The organism is Nocardia sp. NPDC004654 (assembly GCF_040609595.1).
Lineage (GTDB): Bacteria > Actinomycetota > Actinomycetes > Mycobacteriales > Mycobacteriaceae > Nocardia.
This window is the reverse complement of sequence record NZ_JBEXKI010000012.1, coordinates 59,447-80,004: the sequence shown is the minus strand read 5'-3', so window position 1 is coordinate 80,004 and position 20,558 is coordinate 59,447. Positions and strand designations below refer to the sequence as shown.

Sequence of the window (20,558 nt, the reverse complement as noted above, 5' to 3'; positions counted from 1 at the left end):
CCTCTTCGGACGCCATGGGGGGCCGTGCGGGTGAGTGTGATTCGCGCGTGCTCGTACGGCGGTCCTGCCGTTCCCGGCAGTAGGGTCGATTTCATGACCGAACCGCGGATCGAGACCGAACAGGACGCGACCCGGCCGCTGCGCGACGACATCCGGTTTCTGGGTGGCGTGCTCGGCGACACCATCCGTGATCACGAGGGCCCCGAGGTCTTCGACCTGATCGAGCGGGTCCGTATCGAGGCGTTCCGGGTGCGGCGCGAGGAGGTCGGGCGCAGCGCCGTCGCGGAGATGCTGCACGGCGTCGACATCGCCGTGGCGCTACCGCTGATCCGCGCCTTCACCTATTTCGTGCTGCTGGCCAACCTGGCCGAGGACATCCAGCGCGATCGCCGCCGCGCCGTGCACACCGGCGCGGGGGAGCCGCCGCAGGACTCCTCGCTGGCCGCCACCTACCGCAAGCTGGACGCCGCCGCGCTGAACGGCGCGGAGGTCGCCGACCTGCTCACCGACGCGCTGGTCTCGCCGGTGATCACCGCGCACCCCACCGAGACCCGCCGCCGCACCGTCTTCGACAGCCAGACCAAGATCACCGAGCTGATGCGCCGCCGCCAGCGCTACGCCGAGACCGAACCGGAGCGCGCCGACCTGGAGCTGCGCATCCGCCGTCAGGTGCTCTCGCTGTGGCGCACGGCCCTGATCCGGTTGGCGCGCTTGCGAATTCAGGACGAGATCGCCGTCGGTCTGCGCTACTACGAGCTGACCCTGCTCGACGTGATCCCCGCGATCAACGCCGAGGTGCGCGCCGCGCTGCGCTCCCGCTGGCCCGGCGCCGACCTGCTGACCCGCCCGATCCTGCGGCCCGGCTCCTGGATCGGCGGCGACCGGGACGGCAATCCCTACGTCACCGCGGACGTCGTCCGGCACGCGGCCGCGCAGGCCTCGGCGGTGGCGTTCGGCCGCTACCTGCGCGACCTGGTCGAACTGGAGAAGACGCTGGCGCAGTCCGCGCGCCTGGTCCAGGTGACACCGGAGGTGGCCGCGCTCGCCGAGGCGGGTTATCCGGATCCGGCCCCGCACGCCGACGAACCGTATCGCCGTGCGCTGCACGCCATTCGGGCCCGCCTGACGGTCACGGCGACCGCCGCGCTCGGTGCGCCGCCCGCCGACGGGATCACGGACGCCGACGCCGCGCCGTACCCCACACCGCGCGCTCTGCTGGACGACCTGGACGCCATCGATGTCTCGATGCGGGCCACCGGCGACGGGCTGCTCGCCGACGACCGGCTCGCGGCCCTGCGCCACGCCGTCGAGACCTTCGGCTTCCACCTCCAAGGCCTGGACATGCGGCAGAACTCGGAGGTGCACGAACAGGTCGTCGCCGAACTGCTCGCCTGGGCGGGCGTGCACGCCGACTACCCGAGCTTGCCGGAGCACGAACGGGTCGACCTGCTCGCCGCCGAACTGCGCACCCGGCGGCCGCTGCTCGGCCCGCACGCCCGACTGAGCGACCTGGCCGCGGGCGAGGTCGCCATCGTGCGGGCCGCCAAGGACGTGGTCGACACCTTCGGCGCGGAGGCCGTGCCGAACTACATCATCAGCATGTGCACCTCGGTCAGCGACATGCTGGAGGCGGCGCTGCTGCTGAAGGAGGGCGGCCTGCTCGATCCCGGCGAGCCGGACGGCCCGCCGCACTGCTCGGTGAACATCGTCCCGCTGTTCGAGACCATCGAGGACCTGCGGGCGGGCGCGGACACGCTCGCCGCGGCCCTCGAGGTGCCGGTGTACCGAGAGCTGGTGGCCGCCAAGGGAATGCGACAGGAGGTCATGCTCGGCTACTCCGATTCCAACAAGGACGGCGGGTATCTGGCCGCGAACTGGGCGCTGTACCGCGCGGAGCTGGACCTGGTGGACGTCGCCCGCAAGGCGGGAATTCGGTTGCGGCTCTTCCACGGTCGCGGCGGCACGGTCGGCCGCGGCGGCGGCCGCAGCTACGACGCCATTCTCGCCCAGCCCGCGGGCGCGGTGCACGGATCGCTGCGGCTCACCGAGCAGGGCGAGGTGATCGCCGCCAAGTACGCCGAACCCGGTGCGGCCCATCGCAATCTGGAGTCGCTCATCGCGGGCACCCTGGAGTCGACGCTGCTGGACGTCGAGGGACTCGGAGCCGACGCCGAGCCGTCCTACGAGCTGATGGACGATCTCGCGGCGCGGGCGCGTGCCGCGTACGCGCGGCTGGTGCACGAGACGCCCGGATTCGTCGAATACTTCCGGCAGTCGACGCCGGTCTCGGAGGTCGGCGACCTGAACATCGGCAGCAGGCCCGCCTCCCGCAAACCCACCAGCTCGGTGGCCGACCTGCGCGCCATCCCCTGGGTGATGTCCTGGAGCCAGGCCAGGGTGATGCTGCCCGGCTGGTACGGCACCGGGGCCGCGCTGGAGGAGTGGGTCGGCGGCGATCCGGAACGGCTTGCGACACTGTCGGATCTGTACCGACGCTGGCCGTTCTTCCGCACGGTGCTGTCCAACCTGGCGCAGGTGATGGCCAAGAGCGATCTCGACATCGCCGCGCGCTACGCGGAATTGGTCGACGACGCGGCGTTGCGCGAGCACATCTTCGGGATGATCCGCGAGGAGCACGCCAGGACCCTGCGCATGCACGCCGCCATCACCGGCCACGAGCAACTGCTGGCGGACAACCCGTCGCTGGCGGAGTCCATCCACAACCGCTTCCCGTACCTGGAGCCGCTCAACCAGATGCAGGTGGAGCTGTTGCGCAGACTGCGCGCGGGCGACGACTCGGAGTTGGTCAAACGCGGAATCCTGCTGACGATGAACGGCCTGGCCACCGCACTGCGCAATTCGGGGTAGACGGCCCGCGAAAGGACTACGGCGAAAGCCTGTTTCGCGGCGTAGCAGGAGCGCCGACCTCGACCGGCGCCTCCTCGTGCGCCCGCCGAAGGTGCGGCCCAGGTCCGGATTCCGTGCCACCGATCGCGATCGGTCGAGCGCGCGCGGGAACGTCGATCACTCGCGCGGGTGCCGGTCGCCGACCGCGCGCGACGGCGGGGTGAAAGGTGCGCTCGCGCTTGCTGGCCGCGGCCGGCGCAGTGCTGTTGTCCCGCCACGACGGAAACCGCTGGACCACCGCCATCAGGCAGGGCGCCGCCGGGTTCGTCGGTACGGTCGGCGCTCACCTCGAACGAGGGCAGGGCCTGTCTCGCCGGGAGTGCTCTCTGCCGACTCGTAGCCGTTCTCGTCATCGGCAGCCTACCGATTTTCGTCCGACGCAATAGTCCGGAATCGCCATGTGGGTGCTCCCGGGCCGACCGAACCAGCGGGGTTGCGAGGCCACATGAGAATGTCAGTGGCGCGAGCTGGGGAAACGGCGCTACGTGTCAGCAGCAAACCGCATGAGAATGTCAGTCGATGATGACCTGCGGGTCGTCACTCGGGCCCTCAGCCCGGTACGGATCGACATCCCCGATAGTGGACGATGGTCGAGTAGTCAGAATGGTTGCCTGACAAGGCATTACAGCGCCTGCGCGTGCGGGCGTGCCAGGATGGGCCGCATGACTCCCGTTCCGGAAGGCACCGCGCTTCCTGCCGATCCCGCCCAGGCGTACAACTACGACAGCATTGCCGAGGGGTATACCGCAGAGAACGAGACCAGCCTGCTGAACGCTTACTACGAGCGGCCCGCGGTGCTGGAGCTCGCCGGGGACGTGAGCGGTCGGCGGATCCTCGACGCCGGGTGCGGATCAGGTGCTCTATTCGCTGAACTGCGCGATCGGGGTGCCATGGTAACCGGCATCGACGCGAGTGCCGGAATGCTGGAGGTGGCTCGACGCCGACTGGGCACCGACGCGGACCTGCGAATCGCCGACCTCGCGAATCCACTCCCGTTTCCCGACGACGCGTTCGACGACGTCGTTGCATCCCTGGTGCTGCACTACCTGCAGGACTGGGGACCGACACTGACCGAGTTGCGACGCGTCCTGAAGCCCGGCGGTCGGCTCATCGTCTCGGTCGAGCATCCTTTCGCCATCTGGGTCACCGAACGCTCGGCTGGGAAGAAGACCGACTATTTCCAGACCCGCGAGCGGACCGAAGAGTGGACCTTGGGCGGGCAGTCCGCCCGGTTGCATTTCTGGGACCGGCCGCTGCACGCGATGACCGATGCTTTCACCGCGTCGGGTTTTCGCATCAGTGTCATCAGTGAGCCGCCGCCTGTGCCTGCGGCCCGCGATGTGTTTCCGGAGGTGTTCCGTGAAGTCATCGGCGAAAGTTTTTTGGGCTTCCTGTTTTTCGTCCTGCAGACAGACTGAGCCATTGCGATCTCGCACCACCGACGAAGCAGCACATCGGGTCACGCCGAACGCCCTGCAACGCCGCTGGTCGTGCTGTCCGAATCAGTCAGCACAGTCGGCGGAGCGCGCGATCATGCTCCGCATACTGCGCGTTCGGCAGACTTTACCCGGGCAATCTCTTTGCCCTGGATAACAGCCCGTTATCCGGGGCAAGCGTGGATCGGTGGGGTTATGCCGCTGCCGGGTGCGGCAGCGCCCCGAGGTCGGGTGGGGTGGGCATGGTTTGGCGCAGGCCGACGGCGGCGCGGCCGATGTTGCCTTCGGGGGCGATCCCGGCCAGGGTGCCGGGTGCGGCGACGATGATGCGCACGATCTGTCCGAGGGCTTTGCGGCGGTCACGCTGGCGCACGGCGAGGGCGGACATGGCGATGTGGTTGCGGGTGTGCAGCCAGGGGTCGGGTGACGTGAGCCGCCGGGGCGACGACATCCTGGTGGACAGCGGGCGACCGCTCGACGCACTCTGGCACGAAGACGCACCCTGGTTCTGGAAGCTCAACGCCTGAGGCTCTCGAACACAACGAGAACCGGCCAGCGGTAGCTGGCCGGTTCTCACGTTCCAGGATCGCACGCTGCGGTCCGGTCCGGTGCGGACCGGGGCGGGCCGAGGACTACTCCCCAGTCAGAGTCAGGGTCCGGTGCTCGGTGGTGTCCTTATGGATCTCGACCTGGCTCATGTCCTCGGCGTCAGGCGGCAGGTAGGCGAACGCGGCGGTGATCTCGACCGCACGGTCATCGTAGTAATACGTCATGAGTTCATTGCCGTCGCCGTCGTGAGCATCTGCGAGATTCGGGCCCTCGCCGTAGTCGTAGCCCAATGGCACCCTGACCTTCGTCTGCCGAGATTCGCCGTCACAGGTCACCTGACCCAGAGCCTCGTCTTTCATACGGACGGGTTGGCCTTCCGGGCTTTCGAACCGTTCGGACTCGACCTTGACCCACAGGGCGTTGGCCTGGCCGGGTTCGCAGACGTAGGTGATCTCGGCGACGACCCACCAGCTGTCGTCGCCGTGTGCGTCTGTGAACGCTCTCCCGATCCATATGCTGGTCGTTGCGCTGGCCGGTCCGGCCACATTGACCAGTACAGCGACGGTCGACGCGAGTATCGAAGCGAAAAGTCTTCCACGAACCACTATGTGTGCCTTTCGGTGTCGGCAGGCGGTGAGACAGATCCGTCGAGCAGACCGCAGCCTAGACCACGCCACACAGCAGTTATGCGTAAGCCCTATGAATAGTCCTGTAGGAATGCTGGACACCTGAAACCCAGACAGAACGAGAAACCGGTCTGCGGTAACTGCTCGCGTGACTTTTCTCGCGGATGAGGGCCGCTTGCAGGGACCGGAATCCGATACCGCGCTTGCGCAGTCCGGCCACGATCGAGATCAGGTCTTGGAGGGAACGGCCGAGCCGGTCCAGCGACGGCACTACGAGGGTGTCGCATGCCAACGCTCGCCTCAACCTGCATTCATGAACACGCATGTGTCCGTTGTTCGCTCCTCGGACCCGACCCGACCCAACGGCTAGGCCATCAGCTCGGTGTGGGCGTGCTCCGGCGCCGTCTGGCAGACGTAGAGATGCTGGTCGTAGCCGCTACCTATTTCGACTGCAGTGGGCTTGAAGCCGATGGAGGGTTCATACGCCGATTCCTCGCGTGGGAGCCAGCTGCTGTCTCTGCTGCCGGCTTCGGACGTGGCGATGGTCAGCAGGGCATGCATATCGCTGTTGCAGGTAGGGCAGAGTAGGGGGCTGGGGTCGGCGGCTCCCCAGCCAGGCCAGCCGCCGACTCTCCAGCCGGGTGCGACGGACAACTCGTTGGCGTAGAACTCCAGCGGGTACGACGCGTAGGCGCTGTCCACGCCCGTCTCGGCTGCCTGCCACACGCTCCAGTCTCCGATCTGCTCCCGGAGTTCCTTGCTCAGCTCCCTGTGGTCGGGGTATTCGGTGACCTGCTCAGGGTTGAGCAGGCACGGCTCGAGCAGGTAGCCGTCGAACTGCACCGCGGGCGGTTCGGGGGGCGTGGTGAGGATGTCGGTGACTGTGGCGGCCGGCCGCCAGAACAGCGCGGTCTTGGGCATGCCCGTCGAGTGGTCGAAGGGGCACCACAAGACCTGGAGCAGGTCTGCGCCTTCAGGCGTGTGCAGATCGGGCACATCGCGCGCGTAGAGCTGCGCGACCGGCAGCATCGCTATGGAACCCTCATAGGGGGCGATCGCCAACGTGACCGGATACTCCTGCGGCGGGCGGATTCGCTCGAGGGTCTCTCGTTCCTGCGGGGTCAGGGTCCTGCCGCGCGAGGCGGCACGGATCCATCGTTCCAGCCTCACCTCCGCTGGGGTCAGGATCGTCGAGCCACTCCCGGATTGTCGGCAACATGCCGATCATTTTTGACCCGGCATGTTGTGTTGGTCGCTACGACGCGCTGAGCGGTGTTTTGATCGGCTGGGCCTGCCTACTGCGTCACGGCTGGGGTGCGGTGCCGGTCCCGGGACCGCTTGCCGCCTACGGCGGTACGCTCGAGGTGCGGGTCCGCGGAAAGGAGCACCGTGGCGATCGATGGGAAAGCCGTTGCCGCACTCCACGATCGGGTGCTGGGTCCCGAGCACAAGGGGCTGCCGCCGCAGGCGTGGGGGCGCACCGTCCACGAGTTCCTGGCGACCGAGCCGTCCCTGGACGAGTTCGAGACGCCGATGCTGACCCTGGACCGTGCCGCGATGACGGCCAACCTGGCGATCATGGGTGACTGGGCTCGCGCGGCGGGCGTGCGCCTGGCTCCGCACGGCAAGACGACCATGGCGCCGCAGCTGTGGTCCGAGCAGCTGGCCGGCGGTTGCTGGGGCATCACGCTGGCCACCGTCTGGCAGGTGCAGCTGGCCCGCGCGTTCGGCGTGTCGCGGATCGTGCTGGCCAATGCCCTGCTCGATCCGGTCGGGTTGCGCTGGGTGGCAACGGAATTGGCCCGCGACGCCGAGTTCGAGTTCTATTGCTGGGTGGACGACGTCGCCGCCGTCGCGCTGATGGACGAGGCCCTGGCGGACGCGCCCGATGTCCGCATCGCGGTCGTCGTCGAGCTCGGTGGCCCACACGGACGCACGGGAGTCCGCCGAGTCGAGGACGCGCACGCGATCGCCGACGCGGTCCGGCGTTCGCGCCGCCTGACGCTGGCCGGTGTCGGCGGCTACGAGGCCGCGCTTGCCCACGACCGTGGCGCGGACGGCCTCGCCGCGGTCGACGGCTATCTCGACGAGCTCGCCCGGTTGCACCGCGAATTCGTAAACGGCGGCCGCTATCCCGACCGCGCGATCGTCACCGCGGGCGGCAGCGCCTATCAAGACCTGGTCGTCGAGCATTTGGCCGGTCTCGCGGACGAGCAGGGCGCGCAAGGGGTTCCGACTACGGTGGTGTTGCGTTCGGGCGCCTACCTGATCCACGACGACGGCTTCTACGCGGGCATCTCCCCGCTCACGGCCGATCGGACGGATCGGCCGCTGCGCGCGGCGATGCACGGCTGGGCCCGCACCCTCTCCCGGCCGGAGCCGGAGCTCGCGTTGCTCGACGCGGGCAAGCGCGACCTGCCCTACGACCTGGGACTTCCTGTCCCGCAACTCGTTTCGGGGTCTCCGCTGCCGCCCGGCGCGACGGTGGACGCACTCAACGATCAGCACGCCTTCGTTCGCCTGCCCGGCGCCGCGGCCGAGGATCTGCCCGTCGGCTCGGTGGTCCGGCTCGGTCTTTCCCACCCGTGCACGGCATTCGACAAATGGCGGTTGATCCCGGTCGTCGACGACGCGGACGCCGAACACCCTCGCGTGATCGACCTGGTCCACACCTTCTTCTGACTGCCCCGCGTCGAGACGTCCGCAGTAGGCAGCGCAGCGCTCGTTATCAGTCGGGAAAGTCACGCAGCGCTGCCGTGCATCGCGCCGCCTGGGCGCGCAGGGCGGCGACCAACTCGGGCGGGCCATCGAGCAACGTGAAGTCGAGGTCGACGGAGGTGATCATCCAGGTCAGCGCTTCCGGGGTGTCCGCGCCGATGTGCATGCGGCAGTTCTGCTCGTCCACGGCCTCGACGACGCCCATGCCCGGCCAGACTTGCGGACCGGCGACCTCGGCCGAAGCGTGCAGCAGCACGGTCGCGCGGAAGGGCCAGGCGCGCGACGACAATCGCATCGAAAGATAGGCCGCCGCATCGCCTTCCGGTATCTCACGCGGTGTGAAGCGCGGGCCGGTGGGGACCCGCGGGGTCAGCCGATCCACCCGGAAGGTGCGCCAGTCGGCGCGCGCCACGTCCCAGGCGACCAGATACCAGTGGCGACTGAAGTGCACGAGACTGTGGGGCTCCACGTCCCGCGTCGCCGTCGCCCCGTCGTGCGCCCGGTAGTCTAAGCGCAGGCGCTCCCGGCGCTGACAGGCGTCGGCGATCGCCATCAGGGTGTCCGGCTCCACCGTCGCCGCGGGCGCGCCGACCCGGACCGTGGCCGCGCGCAAGGTGCGCACGCGGTGGCGCAGCCGCGGCGGCAGCACCTGCTCCAGCTTGGTCAGCGCCCGCAGCGCGGCCTCCTCGATGCCCGCGACCGTGCCGTCGGACGCGCCGCGCAACCCGACCGCGACGGCGATGGCCTCCTCGTCGTCGAGCAGCAGCGGCGGCAGCGCGGCGCCCGCGCCCAGCCGATAGCCCGCCGTGCCCCGGGTGGCGTGCACCGGATAGCCGAGTTCGCGCAGCCGGTCCACGTCGCGGCGGATCGTCCGGCCGGTGACGGCGAGCCGCTCGGCGAGTTCCGCGCCGGTCCAGTCGCGGTGCGTCTGGAGCAGCGCGAGCAGTTTCAGCAGGCGCGCCGAGGTCTCCAACATGGTGTCGAGAATGCCAGATCCTTAGGAACGGAACTGTCCTAAGCCGCTTCTACCGTCGTTCGCATGACGACCGAACAAGACATTCGCCCCTTCCGCATCGAGATCCCGCAGGCGCAGATCGACCGACTGCACGCACGCCTCGCCGACACCCTCTGGCCCGACGAGCTGCCCGGAGTCGGCTGGGACAAGGGCATGCCGGTGTCCTACCTGAAGTCGCTGGCCGAGTACTGGCGCACCGGTTACGACTGGCGCGCCGCGGAGGCGAGGCTCAACGAGCTGCCGCAGTTCGTCACCGAGATCGACGGTGAGCAGGTGCACTTCCTGCATGTGCGCTCGCCCGAGCCGGACGCGCTTCCGCTGGTGCTCAGTCACGGCTGGCCCGCCACATTCGTCGAATTCCTCGATGTCCTCGGTCCGCTCAGCGATCCGCGCGCGCACGGCGGCGACCCGGCCGACGCGTTCCACCTGGTCGTCCCGTCGCTGCCCGGTTTCGCCTTCTCCAGCGTCGGGCCGAAGGTGGGCGAAGGATCCACCGAGCACTACGCACAGGTGGTCGCGAAGCTGATGGCGCGCCTCGGCTACGACCGCTACGGCGCGCAGGGCGGTGACGCCGGGTACTTCGTCTCGACCGAACTGGGACGCATCGCGACCGACCACGTCGTCGGCATCCACGTCAACGGGCCGATCACGATCCCCTCGTGGGGCGCGGATTCGTGGGGCGGTGAAGACGGTGAGTCCTGGGGCGCGGACGGCGACCAGTCGTGGGCCGGTGCGACGAGCGCGGGCGGCGATGAGTCCTCGGGGGCGGAGAGCGGCGCGCAGTCCTGGGAGACGGGCGAGGGCGGCGGCCAGTCGCCGGGCGGCAACTCGTGGGGTGGCGGGTCCTCCGGGTACAGCCCCGAGGACCAGGCGAAGCTCGAGAAGCTGACCGGCGAGGAGAGCTTCACCCGCTTCGGCTACGCCATGGTCCAGGCGGGACGCCCGCAGACCCTCGCCATCGGTATGCACGATTCGCCCGCGGGCATGCTGTCCTGGATCGTGGACATGTTCCAGCGCTGGACCAACCCGGCCATCGAGCTGCCCGAGGACGCGGTCGACCGCGACGCCTTGCTCACCAACGTCAGCCTGTACTGGTTCACCGGCACCTTCGCCTCCTCGATCCGGCTCTACGGCGAGGGTGAGGCGTGGGGCGGCGGGGCGAAGAACTCCGGCGTCCCGACGGCCGCGGCGATCTTCCCTGGCGACCTGTCCATCCGCAAGATCGCCGAGGAGGAGCACAACCTCGTCCGCTGGACCGAATTCGACCGCGGCGGCCACTTCGCCGCCATGGAAGCCCCGGACCTGCTGACCGAGGACGTCCGCGCCTTCTTCCGCACCCTGCGCTGACCCGAACCCGCGTGCCCGCAGGCGTCCGAAGCCTGCGGGCACGCTCGTGTCAGCTCGGCTCGAGTCGGACGACGCCGCGTCGGTCGGCGCTTGGTGGTGCCGCTGGGTGACTTGGCGCCGCGTCGGTCGTCGCTTCGTCGGATGCCGCTGCGTCATGTGGTGCCGCGGCGGATGGTGCCGGGTCGGGCGGCGCTTGGTCGGGGCGGCGCTTGGTCGGGTGGTGCCGGGTCTGTCGGCGCTGGCTCGATCCGGCACCGTGTCGATGCCCTTGCGGAGGACCGCGTGCTATCTCCGTGGCCGTGCGTGCGAGACGTGTCCGCAGCTCTCTTCGAGAGTTGCGGGCACACTGGCGTCAGGTCGGGCTGGCGTCGAACGGCGCCGGCTCACCTGGTCTCGCGTCGGACCGCGCTGCCTTGGGTGGCGCCGGGTCGGTCGGCTCTGGGCTGAGTGGGGCGGCCCCATATCTCCGCGCCATCGCCGCCGCGGTCCGCGCGAGCTGCGCCCGCAGTTCCGGCGGATCGAGGATCTCGGCGTACTCGCCGAGCGGCAGAATCCCGTGCGCGAGTACCGGATACGATTCCGCCGCCAGGGTGACGACCACCCAGCCAGCCGCGTCCGGTTCGCCCATCGAGGCCAGCGCCTCGGCGACTGCGGCGGGTTCGAAGCCGAGCCGGAGCAGGCGCACGTGTTTCGCGTCGATCCGGCAGCGCGCCCGGACCCGGAGCATCGACCGCGCGAAGTCGTGCTGCGCCGCCGCCCAGTGCGCGGCGAGCTCGAAGTCGTCCGGCCGGTCGAAGAACTCGCCGGTCGGTGCGGCATCGAGGATCCGGCTCACCCGATAGGAGCGGATGTCGCTGCCGTGGCGTGCCACGAGATACCAGGTGCCCGCCTTCGACACCAGCCCGAGCGGGTCGAGCAGCCGCCGCACCTCGTGGTCCTTGCGTCCGTAGCGGACGTCCAGTCTGCGGTCGTGCCAGAGTGCGTCGGCGATGACGGCCAGGGTCGGCGTCTCCTCGGGGCGGTGGAACCAGCCGGGCGCGTCGATGTGCACCCGGTCGGCGATCCGGGTCGCCCGGCCGCGTAGTTCCGGCGGCAGCGCCGCGAGGACCTTCAGCTGCGCGGTGGCCAGCACGGTGCCGAGCCCGAGGTCGGCCGCGGCGTCGGGCAGACCGGCCAGCAGCACCGCGTCGGCTTCCTCCGAGGTGAGGCCGGTCAGCCTGGTCCGGTAGCCGTCGACCAGCCGGACGCCGCCGCCGCGACCCGGCTCGCTGTACACGGGGACGCCCGCCGCGGAGAGCGCCTCGACGTCGCGGTACACCGTGCGGACGGACACCTCCAGTTCGGCCGCCAGCTCGGGCGCGGAGATCCGCCCCCTGGTCTGCAGCAGCAACAGCAGCTGCACCAGTCGACTCGCTCGCATGTCCCGAAGATTAGCGAGAAACCTTGACGCGCTCTGTCAGGTTTTGGGCGTAGCGTCCCCGCCATGACTTTCTGGACGGAGTTCACCGAAGAAGCGCCGAAGATCTCGACCGTCTTCCGCCGCCGCCACAAGGCGACCGGCAACCTGTGCATGCTGGCCACGCTCCGCGCCGACGGTTCGCCGCGGATCAGCCCGGTAGAGCCGAGGATCTTCGAGGGCATGCTGGTCATCGTCGGCATGCCGGGCACGACGAAGTTCAAGGATCTCGGCCGCGACCCGAGGTTCTGCCTGCACACCGCGACCGTCGACACTATGGTCGGCGACGGCGACGCGAAACTGTTCGGCGCCGTCACCGACCTGCCGGACCGCGAACTGCACGCGCGGTTCGCGCAGGATCTGTTCGACGAAAGCGGCTTCGATATCCGCGGCCAGGAGTTCGACCACTTCTATGTCGCCGACCTGACGGGGGCCTCGTGTGTGGAGGTCGCCGACGATCAGCTCGCCATCACGATCTGGAAGCCGGGCGAGGGCGAGCGCGTGGTGCGCAAATAACGCGACGACCCTGTCACCCGCGGGTGACAGGGTCGTCGGAAGGTCGCTCAGCGAGCGGCGCTACGCTCAGAGGTAGGCGCCGCAGACCGGCCAGGCGCCCGCACCCTGGGTGTCGAGCACGTTCTCGGCGACGCGGATCTGCTCCTCGCGGCTCGCGTTCGACGGATCGCCGGTGCCACCGTTGGCGGCCCAGGTGCTGTCCGTGAACTGCAGGCCACCGGAGAAGCCGTTACCGGTGTCGGTGGACCAGTTGCCGCCGCTCTCGCACTGGGCGACAGCGTCCCAGTTGTGGCCGGAGGCGGAAGCGGTGGCCGTGGCCAGACCGAACGGGACGGCAACGAGGGCGCCGAGGGTGGCAACGGTGGCGGCGGCACGGGTGCTGAAGTTACGGGTCTGAGACATGTGGTATTCCTTGCTGCGCCCGCCGGCTCGACCAAAGATCGGTCGAGTCCCTGTCCCCAGTGGATGTCGGGGGTTCTCGAACCGCGGGACAGGGTTGCCGGTGTTCGGCGGTTCGAGCTCGAGCCCGTCGCGTTCGATCGGGCCGTCACCGACGATAACGAACAAATCTCGGCGGATCACGTGGCAATAACGCGAGAGTTACCAGAACGCTCGGTCGTACATCTCGGCATCCGCGCAGTTGAGACCCGCGAAATGCGGAATCGCGACGGTGTGATTTCTAAACGAAAATGTGGCTCGGATCACTGAATAAATGTGGTAACGGTCTCGTTCTGTGCAACGATTTGCGAGGTTTCGGGCTCGTATCGGGGTCGCGATCGCGCGGCTCGGTCGCAACAAAATGCCAGGTAGATCCCTGTGTGACCCCGAACGCATCGCTTCTCCGGCGTCGCGATTTCCGAAGGGGGCATGGGTCACAATTTTGTATACCCGCGCATAAGAAAATCGCGCTTGCCGTCGTTACCGGTCGGCGTGATCGCCGTGTGATAGGCGACCAATGTCCGCGATCCCACGTATTCGGTGAATCGGATCCACCCGAATCGCGTGAGGCGAAGGGTATTTCGCGAGCGGGCAGTGCTTCCGCGTCCCGAATGTCGTTGCGTTACTGACGATTTGGGCGCGATCGGTCGTCGGCGTCACGATGGGTTGTCGGTGGTGCGGCGCGAGGTTCCTCGGCCGGTCGGTATATCTCGATCGATACCTCACGGCAGCGAATTCGCCTGAATATCGCGATAGCTGGGAATGCCCGCCGCGACCGGTCGCCCGGCGCGCACCGCGGACGCCACATCCACGGCCGCCGCCAGCGCGGCCCGGTAGAGCAGGGAGCCGGTGCTGATCCGCCGCACGCCGAGCTCCGCCAGCTCGGCGACCGTGGGGCCGCCGACGGAGTAGAGGACGTTGACGGGAAGCGGCACGGACTCGACCACCCGCCGGATGGCATCCGGCTCGGTGAGCCCGGGGACGAAGAGCCCGTCGGCGCCCGCCCGCGCGTAGCGGTCGGCGCGCGCCAGGGTGGATTCGGGATCGATGCCGAGCCAGTGCGTGTCGACCCGCGCGTTGACGAACATCGTGGGCGTGCGCTCCTTGATCGCCGCGATCAGCGCGGCCTGATGCTCGGGGTCGGCCAGCTCGGTGTCCGCCCGCCCGTCCTCGATGTTGACGCCCGCGATGCCGAGCGCGTCGAGTTCGCCGACGAACTCCGCGACCTCGCCCGGTTCGTCGCTGAAGCCGCCCTCGATGTCCACCGTCACCGGCACGGCGAGCCGCGCGAGCCGCCGCGCCAGTGCCAGGGTCTCGTCTCTGGTGACGCCCGTCCCGTCGGGTACTCCCGCGGCGGCCGCGACGCCGAGGCTGGTCGTGCCGATCGCCGGGAACCCTTCGGCGGCCAGGACGGCGGCCGAACCGAAGTCCCAGGCGTTCGGCAGCACCAGCGGCACCTCGCGGTGGTGCAGATCGTGGAATGTCGTCACCTTGTCCATAGCGCCGACGGTATCCCTCGCACGCCGACCCGGCGTTCGAATCCTTTCTTGGGTGGGGACGCTCTTATGGTTGTGACGATCGAACCGAGACGAAGAACAGCGCAATGCCCGGCCACCGCGTCGGACGGCCGGGGAGGTGGCCGGAGTGGAACGCGGGTGGGCCGGTGAACAGCTGGTGGCAGCGGCCAAGCGCGGCGATCGGGAAGCGATCTCCGCGATCGTGTACGGGGCCCATCCGCACGTGCGGCGCTTCGCGCACCACTTGTGCGCGTCCTCCGACGACGCCGAAGAGGCCGCGCAAGAGGCACTGATCACCCTGTATCGCAAGATCGGGACGCTGCGCGCCACGACGGCCCTCGCCTCGTGGATGTTCCGCATCGTTCGCAACGAATGCCTGCGCCGCGCGCGATACCTGGTCGACCTCGGACCGCGGAACGCGGTCGCCGCCACCGACGTCGTCGTCTCCGCCGAGGACGAAGTCCTGCGCAGGCTCGACGCCGACGAACTCGCCCAGGCGATCGCCGGGTTGCCGGACCTCCAGCGCAGGGTTCTGATCATGCGCGATGTGCTCGGTTACCCCGGACGGACGACGGCGGACTCGCTCGGCCTGAGCGTCGCGGCGATGAAGTCGCAGCTGCACCGCGCCCGCGCCGCGATCCGGCACAGCCTCAGCCACCATCCATGACCTCTGAAGGGAATCCCACCATGCTCACCTCCGGATCCCCCGCGCCGGAACTGGCGCTCGAAGACACCGCCGGGCAGGCTTGGCGTCTGTCCGACCTCCGTGGCGCACACAGCGCACTGCTGTATTTCATGCGGTCGACGTCCTGCCCGATCTGCAACCGGCATGTGCGAGATCTCGCCGCGCGCCGGGACGAATTCGCCGCCGCCGACGTCCGCGTCCTCATCGTGGTGCCCGAGGGTCGCGACGCGGGCGCGACGTGGAAGGCCGACCACGGCATCCCGTTCCAGGTCCTCTACGGCTCGGCGGGAACTCCGCACGACTCGGTCGGCCTGACCCGCAAAGTCCTCGGTTCGATGCAGCAGTCCGGCACCGTCCTCATCGACCCCGACGGCATCATCCGTCACGCCCACGGAGCCACCCTGCCCACGAACAGCTACGACAAGAAGGGAATCGCCGCGGCCATCGACGCCATGCGCAGCCGCACAAGTAACTGACACGCCGGAAATGGCCGACAGGTCGTCGACGCCTCGCGTAGCCGGTGTCGACGCCTCGTCGGGCGCACCTCATACCCGAGGGAGGGCCGCGAATCCGGCCCGCGGCCAGCCGCTGATCGGGCTGCCACCCGATGGCCGCCGGTATCGTGGTCTCGACCGCGCCCGGGTCGAGCAACCGGGTGGCGTCTCGCAACCGCACCAGCGGCCATCGATGGGTCGAGTCCGAGCGGAAGGCCATCGGCTCCGGCGTGCTCGGCGATCTTCTGGGTTTCCGGAATCGGATCGATATTTCCGCCCGCGGTGGGTAACCACGTGCCGTGGGTGACGTTCGTGCTGTCCATCGCGGTGGCGAGGGTGTCGGTCTGCCCGCCGCCGAACCCGTCCGCGGGGAACTCGGCATCGCGAGTTCGAACGCTCGTCGCACCCCGTCCATGAATGGGATTGCATAATCGTGCATAATCATTTCATGGCTGATTCGGATGCGCCCCCGTTGCGGGTTGCTGTTGCCGGTGCGAGCGGGTACGCGGGCGGCGAGGTGCTGCGCCTGCTGCTCGGCCATCCACGCTACCGAGCCGGGCGCCTCGAGGTCGGGGCGCTGACCGCGGGTTCGAACGCTGGAACCACCCTCGGCGAACACCAGCCGCATCTGCTGCCGCTGGCCGACCGAGTGCTCGCTCCGACCACCGCCGAGGAGCTGGCAGGCCACGACGTGGTCTTCCTCGGCCTGCCGCACGGTCAGTCCGCCGCAATCGCGCGGGCGTTGCCCGAGTCCACCGTGATCATCGACTGCGGCGCGGATTACCGGCTGCGCGACGCCGACGCCTGGGAGAAGTACTACCGCAGCCCGCACGCGGGCAGCTGGCCCTACGGTCTGCCCGAGCTGCCCGGCGGGCGGGACGCGCTGCGCGGCGCGACCCGGATCGCGGTGCCCGGCTGCTACCCGACGGTCGCCAGCCTGGCCCTGGCGCCCGCCGTCGCCGCGGGAATCATCGAACCGCAGGTGACAGTGGTCGCGGTGAGCGGCACCTCGGGCGCGGGCCGCAAGCCCGACGTCGGCCTGCTCGGTTCGGAGGTGATGGGCTCGGCCCGCGCCTACAACATCGCGGGCGCGCACCGGCACACCCCGGAGATCGCGCAGAACCTGAAGGCCGCGGGCGGCGTCGACGTCGCGGTGTCGTTCACGCCCGTGCTCGCGCCGATGCCGCGCGGCATCCTGGCCACCTGCACCGCGCCGACCGCGGTGGACGCCGCGCAGGCCCGCGCCGTCTACGAAAAGGCCTACGCCGACGAGCCTTTCGTGCACCTGCTGCCGGAAGGCGTGCTGCCGCAGACCGGTTCGGTGCTCGGCTCCAACGCCGTCACGCTGCAGGTCGCGGTGGACGCCGACGCCGGACTGCTCGTGGTGATCGGCGCGATCGACAACCTGACCAAGGGCACCGCGGGCGCCGCGGTCCAATCCATGAACCTGGCCGTCGGATTCGATGAGACCGAAGGACTTTCCACCGTAGGAGTGGCACCGTGACGACAACCGCTGAGAGCGCGAACGGCAAGCTGGTCCGCACCCAGGGCGTGACAGCGCCGCTCGGCTACCGCGCCGCGGGCATCGCGGCGGGCATCAAGGCCAGCGGTAAACCGGACCTGGCGCTGGTGTTCAACGAGGGCCCGGAATACGCCGCCGCGGGTGTGTTCACCCGCAATCAGGTCAAGGCCGCTCCGGTGCTGTGGTCGCAGCAGGTGCTGAAGTCCGGCCGGTTGCGCGCCGTGATCCTCAATTCCGGTGGCGCCAACGCCTGCACCGGTCCCGGCGGCTTCCAGGACACCCACCAGACCGCCGAGAAGCTCGCCGAGGCGCTGAGCAACTGGGGCACCGAGACCGGCGCCGGTGAGATCGCCGTCTGCTCAACGGGTTTGATCGGCGACCGGCTCCCGATGGACAAGGTGCTTCCCGGGATCACCGAGATCGTGCACGAGATGGGCGGCGGCATGTCCGGCGGCGCGGACGCGGCCTACGCCATCATGACCACCGACACCGTGCCCAAGGAAGCCGCCTTCCACCACCGCGACAAGTGGAACGTGGGCGGCATGGCCAAGGGCGCGGGCATGCTCGCCCCCTCGCTGGCCACCATGCTCGTCGTGCTGACCACCGACGCCGCGGTGAGCGCCGAACAGCTCGACAAGGCGCTGCGCAACGCCACCCGGCTCACCTTCGACCGGCTCGACGTGGACGGTTCCTGCTCCACCAACGACACCGTGCTGCTGCTCGCCAACGGCGCCAGCGAGGTCAGCCCGTCGCAGGACGAACTCGACGCCGCGGTGCTCGCGGTCTGTGACGACCTGGCCGCCCAGCTGATGGCCGACGCCGAGGGCGTCACCAAGCGGGTGACGATCACCGTCACCGGCGCGGTCGACGAGGAACAGGCGCTGATCGCGGCGCGCGCGGTGGCCCGCGACAGCCTGGTCAAGACCGCGCTGTTCGGCTCCGACCCGAACTGGGGCCGGGTGCTCGCCGCCGTCGGCATCGCGCCGATCACCCTCGACCCGAACCGAATCTCGGTGTCGTTCAACGGCAATCCGGTCTGCGTCGACAGCGTCGGAGCGCCCGGCGCCCGCCAGGTCGACCTGTCCGGCGCGGACATCGCGGTGCTGATCGAGCTCAACGTCGGCGACGGCACGGCCATGGTCCGCACCACCGACCTCTCGCACGGTTACGTCGAAGAGAATTCGGCCTACAGCTCATGACCGGTTCCGCGATCCACGAACTCTCGGCACTGGACAAGGCGCACGTCCTCGCCGACGCACTGCCCTGGATGCAGAAGTTCCGCGACAAGATCGTCGTGGTGAAGTACGGCGGCAACGCCATGATCGATGACGAGCTCAAGCGGGCCTTCGCCGCCGATATGGCGTTCCTGCGCACCGTCGGCGTGCACCCGGTGGTGGTGCACGGTGGTGGCCCGCAGATCAGCGCCATGCTGAAAAAGCTCGGCCTGCAAGGGGAATTCCGCGGCGGCTTCCGCGTCACCACGCCCGAGGTGATGGACGTGGTGCGGATGGTGCTGTTCGGTCAGGTCGGTCGCGAGCTGGTCGGGCTGATCAACGCGCACGGGCCTTACGCGGTCGGCATCTCCGGTGAGGACGCCAAACTGTTCACCGCGACCCGGCGCACCGTCGACGTGGACGGCGAGGCGACCGACATCGGCCTGGTCGGCGACGTCACCGAGGTCAACCCGGACGCGGTGCTCGACCTGATCGGCGCCGGGCGCATCCCGGTGGTCTCCACCATCGCGCCGGACGCGGACGGCGTGGTGCACAACATCAACGCCGACACCGCCGCCGCCGCGCTCGCCGAGGGCATCGGCGCCGAGAAACTGGTCGTGCTGACCGACGTGGAGGGCCTCTACACCGACTGGCCCGATCGCTCCTCGCTGACCAGCCGCATCGACGCCGTCGAGCTGGCCGCCTTGCTGCCGAGCCTCGACGCGGGCATGGTGCCCAAGATGGAAGCCTGCCTGCGCGCCGTGCTCGGCGGGGTGCCGACCGCGCACGTCATCGACGGACGGGTCCCGCACTCGGTCCTGCTCGAGCTGTTCACCGGAGAAGGAATCGGAACGATGGTGACGCCCGCCCCGGCCGGGACCGGCGCACCGAACGGAACGAAATCATGAGTACTGTCGACGAATTGCAGCAGCGGTGGTCCGCCGCGTTGATGAACAACTACGGCACGCCGAAGGTCGCGCTGGTGCGCGGCGCGGGCGCGGTGGTCTACGACGCGGACGGCAAGCGCTACGTCGATTTCCTCGGCGGTATCGCGGTCAACAGCCTCGGCCACGCCCACCCGGCGATCCTCGCCGCGGTCACCCAGCAGCTGGGCACCCTCGGTCACGTCTCGAATCTGTATGCCAGCGAACCGGTCATCGAACTGGCCGAGCGGCTGCTCGCGCATTTCGGCGACGGTGAGGGCAAGGCGTTCTTCTGCAACTCCGGCACCGAGGCCAACGAGGCCGCGTTCAAGATCGCGCGGCTGACCGGGCGGACCAAGATCGTCGCCTGCGAGGAGGCGTTCCACGGCCGCACCATGGGCGCGCTGGCGCTCACCGGCCAGCCGTCCAAGCGGGCGCCGTTCGAGCCGATGCCGCCCGGCGTGGTGCACGTGCCCTACGGCGACGCGGCCGCGCTGGAGGCGGCGGTCGACGACGAGACCGCCGCGGTGTTCCTCGAACCCATGATGGGGGAGAGCGGCGTGGTGGTCCCGCCGATCGACTACCTGGTCAAGGCGCGCGAGATCACCGCGCGACACGGCGCGCTGCTGGTGCTCGACGAGGTGCAGACCGGCATCGGCCGCACCGGAAAGTTCTACGCGCACCAGGCCGTCGGCATCGTGCCCGACGTGATCACGCTGGCCAAGGGCCTCGGCGGCGGTATGCCGATCGGCGCGGTGCTGGCCAACGGCCGGGCGGCCGAGCTGCTCACGCCAGGCCTGCACGGCACCACCTTCGGCGGCAACCCGGTGTGCGCCGCGGCCGCGCTCGCGGTGCTGCGCACCATCGACGAGACCGATCTGCTCGCCCACGTCGAATCGGTCGGCAAGCGGCTCAGCGACGGCATCGAACTGCTCCAGCACCCGCTGGTCGATCACGTGCGCGGTGCGGGTCTGCTGCTGGGAATCGTACTGACCCAAGATGTTTCGGCGCAGGTCGAGGCGCGGGCCAGGGAGGCGGGCTACTTGGTGAACGCGCCGAAGCCCAATGTCATCCGGCTGGCGCCGCCCTTGGTGCTCACCGAGACCCAGTCCGACAATTTCGTCGCCGACCTGCCGCTGATCCTGGACGGCGCGGCGGCGGACGCGAAGGAGATCCGGTAATGAGCGAACGAAGT

18 protein-coding genes and 1 pseudogene are annotated in these 20,558 nt (G+C 69.3%); 11 read left to right on the top strand and 8 right to left on the bottom strand.

The genetic code is table 11. From position 1 onward, the window contains the following. The first annotated feature begins 93 nt into the window (after nt 1–93). Together ppc and ABZV58_RS32600 are read left to right on the top strand one after the other, a co-directional pair. Nucleotides 94–2,868: a phosphoenolpyruvate carboxylase gene (gene ppc, locus ABZV58_RS32605; RefSeq protein ID WP_355004041.1), complete on the top strand. Its 2,775-nt coding sequence runs from the start codon at nt 94–96 to the stop codon at nt 2,866–2,868. Nucleotides 2,869–3,569: 701 nt separating this feature from the next. Next, nucleotides 3,570–4,325, top strand: coding sequence for a class I SAM-dependent methyltransferase (locus ABZV58_RS32600; RefSeq protein ID WP_355004040.1), 756 nt, complete (start codon nt 3,570–3,572; stop codon nt 4,323–4,325). 211 nt (nt 4,326–4,536) lie between these two features. Here the strand turns inward: ABZV58_RS32600 and ABZV58_RS32595 are convergent, their stop codons facing one another. From ABZV58_RS32595 to ABZV58_RS32580, 4 genes and pseudogenes are all read right to left on the bottom strand, one after another. Then, nucleotides 4,537–4,794 (bottom strand): DUF3703 domain-containing protein, encoded by a 258-nt coding sequence (locus ABZV58_RS32595; protein WP_355004162.1) that lies wholly within the window; start codon nt 4,792–4,794, stop codon nt 4,537–4,539. Nucleotides 4,795–4,975: 181 nt separating this feature from the next. Then, complete coding sequence (locus ABZV58_RS32590) at nt 4,976–5,437, bottom strand: hypothetical protein (protein WP_355004039.1); 462 nt, start codon at nt 5,435–5,437, stop codon at nt 4,976–4,978. 247 nt (nt 5,438–5,684) lie between these two features. Next, nucleotides 5,685–5,813 (bottom strand): annotated as a pseudogene (locus ABZV58_RS32585) (recombinase family protein); the annotation flags it as partial. A gap of 71 nt (nt 5,814–5,884) precedes the next feature. Continuing rightward, on the bottom strand, nt 5,885–6,688 hold the full coding sequence (locus tag ABZV58_RS32580) for a hypothetical protein (RefSeq protein WP_355004038.1): 804 nt from the start codon (nt 6,686–6,688) through the stop codon (nt 5,885–5,887). Nucleotides 6,689–6,907: 219 nt separating this feature from the next. Between ABZV58_RS32580 and ABZV58_RS32575 the strand changes: the two genes are divergently transcribed. Beyond that, nucleotides 6,908–8,200 carry an amino acid deaminase gene (locus tag ABZV58_RS32575; RefSeq protein ID WP_355004037.1) on the top strand — a complete coding sequence of 431 codons (1,293 nt, stop codon included), beginning with the start codon at nt 6,908–6,910 and terminating at the stop codon, nt 8,198–8,200. Nucleotides 8,201–8,246: 46 nt separating this feature from the next. Here the strand turns inward: ABZV58_RS32575 and ABZV58_RS32570 are convergent, their stop codons facing one another. Then, on the bottom strand, nt 8,247–9,212 hold the full coding sequence (locus ABZV58_RS32570; protein WP_355004036.1) for a WYL domain-containing protein: 966 nt from the start codon (nt 9,210–9,212) through the stop codon (nt 8,247–8,249). Between the two features lie 63 nt (nt 9,213–9,275). On the opposite strand from ABZV58_RS32570, the gene ABZV58_RS32565 reads away from it, so the two are divergent. Next, entirely contained in the window at nt 9,276–10,598 is a 1,323-nt protein-coding gene (locus ABZV58_RS32565) for an epoxide hydrolase (protein WP_355004035.1), read from the top strand. 352 nt (nt 10,599–10,950) lie between these two features. Here the strand turns inward: ABZV58_RS32565 and ABZV58_RS32560 are convergent, their stop codons facing one another. Continuing rightward, nucleotides 10,951–12,018, bottom strand: coding sequence for a YafY family protein (locus ABZV58_RS32560; RefSeq protein ID WP_355004034.1), 1,068 nt, complete (start codon nt 12,016–12,018; stop codon nt 10,951–10,953). A gap of 63 nt (nt 12,019–12,081) precedes the next feature. Here ABZV58_RS32560 and ABZV58_RS32555 point away from each other — a divergent pair, with 63 nt between their 5' ends. Further along, a complete protein-coding gene (locus tag ABZV58_RS32555) occupies nt 12,082–12,570 on the top strand; it encodes a pyridoxamine 5'-phosphate oxidase family protein (protein WP_355004033.1) in 489 nt (162 codons plus the stop codon). Nucleotides 12,571–12,636: 66 nt separating this feature from the next. Here the strand turns inward: ABZV58_RS32555 and ABZV58_RS32550 are convergent, their stop codons facing one another. Further along, the gene (locus ABZV58_RS32550) at nt 12,637–12,972 is read right to left on the bottom strand and encodes a transglycosylase family protein (RefSeq protein ID WP_355004032.1); all 336 of its coding nucleotides are present in this window, start codon (nt 12,970–12,972) and stop codon (nt 12,637–12,639) included. A 758-nt stretch (nt 12,973–13,730) separates the two neighbouring features. Further along, nucleotides 13,731–14,507: an isocitrate lyase/phosphoenolpyruvate mutase family protein gene (locus ABZV58_RS32545; protein ID WP_355004031.1), complete on the bottom strand. Its 777-nt coding sequence runs from the start codon at nt 14,505–14,507 to the stop codon at nt 13,731–13,733. 145 nt (nt 14,508–14,652) lie between these two features. Between ABZV58_RS32545 and ABZV58_RS32540 the strand changes: the two genes are divergently transcribed. The 6 genes from ABZV58_RS32540 (at nt 14,653) to ABZV58_RS32515 (ending at nt 20,544) form a co-directional block, all read left to right on the top strand. Beyond that, on the top strand, nt 14,653–15,192 hold the full coding sequence (locus ABZV58_RS32540) for an RNA polymerase sigma factor (RefSeq protein WP_355004030.1): 540 nt from the start codon (nt 14,653–14,655) through the stop codon (nt 15,190–15,192). After that, complete coding sequence (locus ABZV58_RS32535; protein ID WP_355004029.1) at nt 15,189–15,686, top strand: peroxiredoxin family protein; 498 nt, start codon at nt 15,189–15,191, stop codon at nt 15,684–15,686. The genes ABZV58_RS32540 and ABZV58_RS32535 overlap by 4 nt, the downstream gene beginning before the upstream one ends. Before the next feature lie 466 nt (nt 15,687–16,152). After that, a complete protein-coding gene (gene argC, locus ABZV58_RS32530; RefSeq protein WP_355004028.1) occupies nt 16,153–17,208 on the top strand; it encodes an N-acetyl-gamma-glutamyl-phosphate reductase in 1,056 nt (351 codons plus the stop codon). Further along, complete coding sequence (argJ, locus tag ABZV58_RS32525; RefSeq protein ID WP_355004027.1) at nt 17,205–18,425, top strand: bifunctional glutamate N-acetyltransferase/amino-acid acetyltransferase ArgJ; 1,221 nt, start codon at nt 17,205–17,207, stop codon at nt 18,423–18,425. Before argC ends, argJ begins: the two co-directional genes overlap by 4 nt. Further along, nucleotides 18,422–19,348 carry an acetylglutamate kinase gene (argB, locus tag ABZV58_RS32520; protein ID WP_355004026.1) on the top strand — a complete coding sequence of 309 codons (927 nt, stop codon included), beginning with the start codon at nt 18,422–18,424 and terminating at the stop codon, nt 19,346–19,348. Before argJ ends, argB begins: the two co-directional genes overlap by 4 nt. Next, on the top strand, nt 19,345–20,544 hold the full coding sequence (locus ABZV58_RS32515) for an acetylornithine transaminase (RefSeq protein WP_355004025.1): 1,200 nt from the start codon (nt 19,345–19,347) through the stop codon (nt 20,542–20,544). Before argB ends, ABZV58_RS32515 begins: the two co-directional genes overlap by 4 nt. The last annotated feature ends 14 nt before the right edge of the window (nt 20,545–20,558 follow it).